This window comes from Alteromonas nitratireducens, assembly GCF_040812025.1.
In the GTDB taxonomy this organism is placed as follows: domain Bacteria; phylum Pseudomonadota; class Gammaproteobacteria; order Enterobacterales; family Alteromonadaceae; genus Alteromonas; species Alteromonas nitratireducens.
On sequence record NZ_JBFNPK010000018.1, the window covers coordinates 62,815 to 70,786 of the forward strand.

Sequence of the window (7,972 nt, forward strand, 5' to 3'; positions counted from 1 at the left end):
TTTATGACAGGAACAAATGCAGCATAAGAGTACACTGCATTAAACCTGAAGATATTTTTATTAAAAACCAGGGTTGGGCCTTGGAGGATTCTTGGGTTTTATGATGTTCAACTCATCCTCACAAGAGGGGGGAGTTGGCACCAAGTCGTGATTTTGTATATAGCCTCCACTAACTTGTAGTAATTCTTGAGGCGATAGTTCTTGCAAATCATGCTTAAAAAATATACTCATAAAAAGCTCCTTTTCTTATAAGAAGATTCGGGAAGTTAAAAATATCGAATTGCAGGAACTTTTCTATGAGCACAAGGACATGTGTTTGCAAAATAGGGCCAAAGTTATTTTTTGGCGCAATTTTTATAATTTTCTTTTTTCACAGCGCTCAAGCTAAATCAAAAACTTTCCCGATAGAGGGTGAAGTTCGTTTATCGGGTATTCCTATTGGAGCAGTTAGAGATATGGTCGTTATTAACGACTCTATATTTCTGGCCGCAGAGAATGGAATTTTTAAGATAACTGGAAAAAAGCAAGAAAAGCTCGATGTTCCCTCAGGAATGGATAGCAAAGGGATTTTTTCGTCTTTGGCTTTTGATGGTGAAAACAAACTCTATGTTAGCAAGTATGGTTCAGGGATTTTCTATTATGAGGTTAATTCCGGTGAGGTTAGAACGCTAGAAGAGCCACTAAAAGCCCACAAAAATGCCTGGAAAATGGTTATCCGTGGCGACTTGTTGATGACAACTTCAGTGATAAGTTTCGCTGCATACTCACTAAAAGATCAAACCGCCATTGTGGATATAAACGGACTTCATGATGATCTTTTTGAAGAGATTTATACACTAGCAAAGAGTCCCTCCGGATTGACCTATTTCGCTGACAATAATCAACTGCTGGGTTACCGAGAGAAGACGAATACGTTTGAGATATATGATTTATCTGAAATAGTTCCTAAGTTTGCCTTCATAACTGCAATGCTGTTTCGTAAAGACCTCATCGTTTTGGGGGGAGATAGCGGAATCTACATTGGAAAAAGCCTTAATTCTCTGGCGTATTTACCCTTTCCAAATAGCTATGAACGTTCGTCAGTCAGCGATATTTTTATTAACTCTGATGGTCGGATATTAGTTGCTGCGGGCACTTTAATGACCATCATTGACGGGAGCGAAAGACGACTTGAGCCCATCGAGTGGCTATCGCCTGCCTTTAACTCTCGTGCAATTGAGACAATCATGTCGATTGCTGAGACCAGCGATGAGAGCATCGTGATAGCCTCTTCTCAGCAGGGCTTATTGTCGTTATCCCCTCTGACAAAATTGTTTGGCTATGTTTTTCACGAGGCAAGCTTCCATCATGGCGCTATCGAATATTCTATTGATAGCGAGCGATCGGCAACAGGGAATAACTTAGTTGTTAGTGAGCGTAAAGTATACGAATTTGACGACGCTAGCGGATACCTCTATCCGCTTGGAGATAATACTTCTACGGGAGAGTTAACAGGTAATAGCTGCATTTTTCAGATTACTATGAATAAGGATTTGTCGCTTTACTCAGAGAAACTAAAGGAAAAATGCTCAGAAAATTTTAGCCATGTTGTTCAGTATGATAAGTCACGATACATCCTGTTTTCTGATAAGGGCTCAAATCGTTTTTATGTAATTCAAGATGGCGACGTTGTTGATGAGTTTGATGCACCTGGAAAAATTGCATCAACGCTGCCATTGAGTTCCGGAGGGTTGGCTGCAATCGACCAATTCGGACAATTGCATCTTCAAATGAGTAAATTCAAATGGAAGCGAATTGAAACAGAAAGTATTGGGTCAGCAATAATCAATTGTATGCTTGAGTATAGGCCTGGCATTTTATGGCTATGCACTTCTGGTAATGGGATGGTAGAAATAAATCTTGATACCAATCATGTAGGCCCTGTCTCTGTCCAACAGTTAAAACCTTTGCGCTTTATACGAGATGCAAAGTTAGTGACAAATGGTTCGATATGGGTTGCCAGTAATCAAGGCCTCGCCGTAGTAACACCAGAAAATGACAATGTTTTCTTTCTCGTGCCTCATGATGGCGTCGCGGATACTGACTTTCAGTACGGAGCATTTCACATCTTTAACGATATGCTCGTGGTCGTTGGAGATAAATTTACCTACAGTGTAAATTCCGCAAAAGTACTCGATGCCTTAACGCATCAGTCAATAAAACCGTACACCGCAAAATTTCTCTCCATCCACACCAGCGGTGATGGAAAAAATAAGATTGATCTGGCAGAAGCGGGCGCATCCCAAACCATAACGCTTTCACATGACCATCCGCCACTTTCACTCACCATCGCCTCAACCAGCTTTGTAAACCGAAACAACCAGACTATTGAGTATCGCATCCCCGGTCTGATCGATGAATGGGCCGAATCAACCAATGCGTATTCGACGTTTCGTCTGACCGACTTACCGATAGGGCATCATGTTATTGAAGCCAGGGTGAGCGATTCCAGAAGTACTGCGGAACAACCGGTTTCCCAGCTCAGCGTAGTAGTCACGCCACCCTTCTATATGACGTGGCAGGCTTACGCGGTCTATGCGGCCATTGTCATACTGGCAGCCTTCCTGTTTCATTCTTATTATCAGCGTAAATTGCGCGAACATCTTAATGAGAGTGGCGAGAAAATTCATGAACAACAAGAAGAACTTGCAAGCAGTCAGCGCTCAATTCAGCACCTGGTAGAAAACAAGCAGCGCTTGTTTACGAATATCTCTCACGAAATCCGGACGCCGCTGTCCATCATCATGGGCCGTATCAGGCAGCTTCGTGATAATCCTGACGAAGAAAAATGGCAAAAGAGAATGGACGCGGTATATCGGAATGCTGAGAGGATGGAGTGCTTGGTGGAGCAGTTAATCAGCGTCGAAAAGCTCGATTCCGTCAGGCAGTTACCTAAGCAAACGTATGTGGTTAAAACAACCGTTGAGGCTATTGCCAAAAGCCTGGCACCACTGATCGAGCAAAAACACCTTACGCTGACGGTAAAAACCAGCGGTAAAAAGGAAGCGCTTTTGCTCGTTGACACCCTTGAACAGTTAGTGAGTAACCTGCTCGGTAATGCCATTAAATACACTCCTGAACATGGCACTATCAGTATCAGTGCGTCGGTAACTTCGCGGGAATTCAGACTGAAGGTGACTGACTCGGGAGTGGGCATTGAAGACCGTTATCTGTCTAAAATATTTCACCGGTTTACCCGCCTTGAAAATAATCAATACGCAAAAGGCGTCGGCGTTGGGCTTGCGATGGTGGATGAAATCGTCAGGGCGAACGAAGGCTGGGTTGACGTGAAAAGTGAAGTCGGCCAGGGAAGCTGTTTTACCATAGTTATTCCTCAACAGGATGCAGAACAACAAGGCAGTGAGGGCAACACTGATATACAGCATGAGCAGAGAAACCTGCCAGACTGTGACTCAACACGCTTACCTGTTGTTATTGTTGAGGATGACAGAGAGTATCTGAGTTATTTGTTCGAAATGCTGTCAGGACAGTTCTCCTGCTTTACGGCAAGAAACGGAAAGCATGCCATGGACGTGTGTCAGACCGTAAAACCGGCGCTCATTATTACCGATTACCGCATGAAAGATATGGATGGCATGGCGCTGGCCAGATTTATTCGCGAGAGCCCTTGTTTTGCAGACACACCCATCATCCTGCTGACCGCGCACAGTGACAGCGAGCTTATCAAAATGCGATTTGATACGCAGGTAGACTGTATGTTGCCAAAGTCGGTTCGTGAAGAAGAACTGATTGCGCATATTAATAATCTTATCGGGCTACGGCAGTTATCACGTCAGCACTACACCGCTAAAGAGCGTGAGCAAACAAAGAATAATGCGCTTAATGAAGTGTCACCGCATTTTGACAGTGAGCGGGACCAGGCGTTTTACACCGCCCTGCAGTCAGTGCTGGAAGCGCATTTTGCTGACGAACAGTTTGGCCGGGCGGACGCCGCGCGGGCTTTGAATGTTAGTGAGCGACAATTAAATCGCAAGATGAGCGAGCTGTTTGAGCATAACTTCGCCGAGTATCTAAAGCGTTTCAGAATTGAAAAAGCCAAACTCCTGCTGTGTGAGGGGCAGCAGGTCACAGTTACTGCACTGGATGTCGGATTCAGCAGTACTTCCTACTTCAGTAACTGCTTTAAAACGATAACCGGACTTACGCCAAAAGCGTATCAGGAGCAGACCGTGCTGGCCCAGCGCGCTGTCTGATTCACCAACCCGCTAGCACAATGTCCCTACTGACGTTATGCTGAAAGCAGGGTTTATCAGGGAGTTTGCCGTGTACCGTTCATTACTATTATCACTACTTGCAGCATTGTTGTGCGTGCCTGCTGCGGTTGCGCGGGACGCCGTGAAAGCCCCTGTTGCGCCCGTTATCGATGGCCACGCCGACGCCGTCTGGGATACTGCCACCTGGCATTCACTGGATGAGCATATTCTGGGTGAGGTGCCAGCGCGCGATGACTTCTCCGGTCGTTACAAGCTTATGTGGGACGAACAGCAACTGTATCTGCTGGTGGAAATTGTCGATGACGTGCTCATCGATACCCATCCCAACCCGCGCGTGCATTACTGGGACGACGATGCGCTTGAGATCTTTGTCGATGAGGACGCCTCAGGCGGCGAGCATACCTATTCCCATAACGCCTTTGCGTATCATATTGCGCTTGACGGCAATGCTGTGGATTTGGGCGATGAAGAGCACGACGGCAAAAAGGCCATTTTGCTGAACGACCATCTTAACTCGGCCTGGACACGCGCTGACAAACAGCCGTACACCGTTACCTGGGAAGTGGCGCTGCGCATTTATCCTGACACCTTTACCACGGTCAGTCCGGGCACGCCGGTGACCTTGCATGAAGGAAAGAAAATGGGCTTTATGCTGGCCTACTGCGACAATGACGGCAGTGAACAGCGCGAGCATTTTATGGGGTCGTACCCGATACGTGCAGTAAATGGCTACAAAAACTTAGGCTATATTGACGCGTCGGTGTTTGAGCGTATTGTGCTGAAAAAGTAAAGCCGTAATACACGCCGGGCAACCCCGGCGCTGGGGTACCATGGGCGGCTTAGTCGCCGCCAATAATCTGCACCTGAGCCAGATCGGTGTCGCCCTTAATGACTTTGTAAATAGCATCCTGCACCAGCGTGCGCATGCCGTCCTGCATGGCCTGGGCTTTCATCTCGGCCACGCTTGACTCTTTGTACACCAGGCCGCGCAGTTCGGGCGTCATTCCCAGCAGTTCATGCACGCCGGTACGGCCACGGTAGCCGGTATCGCCACACTCTTCACAGCCTTTTGCGCGGTAAATTTCCAGTGGCTCTTTCAGGTTCAGCTCGTCAATGTACTCTTCACCGTACTGACGCTTAATAAACGCCACGTCGGTGTCTGACGCCACGTATTTCTCTTTGCAGTTTTTGCACAGTGTGCGAATCAAACGCTGGGCCAGAATACCGACACAGGCGTCAGAGAAGTTCACCGGATCCAGCCCTAAGTCGAGCAGACGGGTAATGGTTTCCGGCGCAGAGTTGGTATGCAGGGTAGATAACACAAGGTGACCTGTGAGCGACGCTTCAATACCCGCGTGGGCGGTTTCCTTGTCACGCATCTCACCAATCAGAATAATATCCGGGTCGGCACGCAGGAATGCACGCAGGGCATTGGCAAAGGTAAAGCCAATTTTCGGGCTTACCTGCACCTGTTGAAGGCCAGGCTGGGTGATTTCTACCGGGTCTTCTGCGGTCCAGATTTTCTTTTCCGGGGTGTTCAGGTAGCCCAGTATGGCGTGCAGCGTTGTGGTTTTACCTGAGCCGGTCGGGCCGACCACCAACAAAATACCGTGCGGCTTTTTGATCATTTCTTCCAGGCGATTGCGGTTGGTGGGGGCCATGTTCATTTTGTCCATGGGCATGGCGCCACCCGCCGCCAGAATACGCATTACCACGCCTTCACCGGCCACTGTCGGAATGGTGGCTACCCGCACCTCAACCAGCTGTCCGTTCATGCGGAAGGCCAGTTTGCCGTCCTGCGGCACCCGCTTCTCGGCAATGTTCAGGTTAGACATAATTTTGATACGGGCAATAACCGCGCTGTGATGCGAATGTGGTACCTGACTCATGTCGCGGCATACGCCGTCAATCCGCATCCGTACCCGCGTGGGCGCATTTTTCTCAGGGTCAATATGAATATCCGACGCGTTCAGACGCTTGGCATCATGCAGAATGCGGCTAACCAGACGCACCACGGCTGGTGCATCATCAGACAATTCATCAACCTGATCTTCTTTTTCGTCCACCGACGAGCCAATTTCATCAAGAATTTCGCTCATCTCACCCGGCGCACCGCCGCCGGTTCCCTCCCCCAGATACTGCAGAATATGGTTAGGCAGACCAACCGCAATATCATAACTGTCGATACCGGTGGCGCTTTCTATCTCCATCAGCAGTGCGGCATTATTGGGCTCGGCCATCAGCACAATCGGGTTTTCGCGCACATCGGCAATCACCGCAACATAGTTGCGCTTCAGATAAGACAGGTTCAGCTTACTGTCACCCTCGTACAGGTGATACTTGTCCGGCTGATAGGCGATAAACGGCACCTGGTAGTGAATAGACAGCGAGTTACCAATGTGATTTTCTTCTATGCGGTGCTCTGACACCAGGCGCTGCACCAGGTTACGGATATCGGTAGCCGACTCGGTGATGTCGTTCAGGGCTTTTTCGCTGATGGCGCCACGGTGAATCAGCAGGTCAAACGGATTGTTGGTGCCGCCCAGTTCGTAGCGGAATTTGGCGCCCAGCACCTCGGCCAGTTCTTTGGCTTTTTCTAAGTCAGTGTCGTTAAACGAGCCCGACTTTTTGTTGATGATCTGCATTACCCCCATCAGAACGCCCGCGTTCAGAATAGGTACGCACAAAATGTTGTCGGTTTTAAAGTTGTTATCTTTGTCGAATTTGTCAGCAAAACGCAGGCGAGGGTGAATGGCTTTCAGTTCCTCGGCGTTGTACGGATCGTCGATAATCAGCGGCAGCTGCGACAGAGCAACATAGCCCGCAATCGACATAGGGCTGATAGGCACTTTGATTTCCAGCGTTTCTTTACCGGTTTTAAAGCGCGCAACCAGGTCCTGATGCTGGCGACGACGCTGGAAGATACTCATGCGCACTGCGCCAAACACATTCAGAATAATAGGCTCAAGACGCTGATAAGCATCCATCAGAGAAGAGTGCTGCGCGAGAATCGAATTAATCTGATCGAGAGTTTTTTGCTGACTGCCGTCTGAAATCATAATGAGTTTCGGTTTTTCTACTTATCGGTTTAAAACGCTGCGGATGGGGCTAGTCGCGGCGACATCCTTTATTCCTATATTGTAAGCCACAATAACCCGTTAAGCGTACCGCAGCAATAAGACTTACGCACAACTGGCTATATGGAACATGATGAAAACAGTGCTATGGTTAATTCATCAACAACAAAACAGCGAGAACAACATGAAAATAACCACACTTTTCACCCTGATAGCCGTGGCGTTTGGCAGCGCAGCGTATGCGCAGTCGTCAAACAGTGAGCAGGCGAAGAAAGAGGCGGCCCAGAAACAGGAACAAATGCGCGAAAAGGCCGACGAGATGCGGGAAGCCGCTGAGCAGCGTCGTCTTGAAGCAGCAGAAAACCGTACAGAAATGACCGAAGAAGCGCGCGAAGCCCGCAAAGCAATGCGTGAAGAAATGCGCGAGCAGAAAAAAGCCGAGCGCGAAATGAAAAAGGCCGACCACAAAGAAAAAATGGCCCAGAAAAAAGCGCAAATGAACCTGGATAAAGAAGAGCGTAAAGCCCAGCGAGCCGATGCCAAGGCCATGAAAAAAGCCATGAACAAAGGCAAGGGTGACGATGATGACGACACGGACGACGATGAGGACGATGACGGCAC

4 protein-coding genes are annotated in these 7,972 nt (G+C 48.3%); 3 read left to right on the top strand and 1 reads right to left on the bottom strand.

Annotated features, from left to right (window positions below):
• Positions 1 to 296: 296 nt before the first annotated feature.
• Entirely contained in the window at positions 297 to 4,253 is a 3,957-nt protein-coding gene (locus AB1N33_RS14185; protein WP_411272219.1) for an ATP-binding protein, read from the top strand.
• 70 nt (positions 4,254 to 4,323) lie between these two features.
• On the top strand, positions 4,324 to 5,064 hold the full coding sequence (locus AB1N33_RS14190; protein WP_411272220.1) for a CBM9 family sugar-binding protein: 741 nt from the start codon (positions 4,324 to 4,326) through the stop codon (positions 5,062 to 5,064).
• Between the two features lie 49 nt (positions 5,065 to 5,113).
• Here the strand turns inward: AB1N33_RS14190 and AB1N33_RS14195 are convergent, their stop codons facing one another.
• Entirely contained in the window at positions 5,114 to 7,333 is a 2,220-nt protein-coding gene (locus AB1N33_RS14195; RefSeq protein ID WP_411272221.1) for a GspE/PulE family protein, read from the bottom strand.
• Positions 7,334 to 7,535: 202 nt separating this feature from the next.
• Here AB1N33_RS14195 and AB1N33_RS14200 point away from each other — a divergent pair.
• Positions 7,536 to 7,972: hypothetical protein (locus tag AB1N33_RS14200; RefSeq protein ID WP_411272222.1), on the top strand; the 437-nt coding region annotated here is incomplete at its 3' end.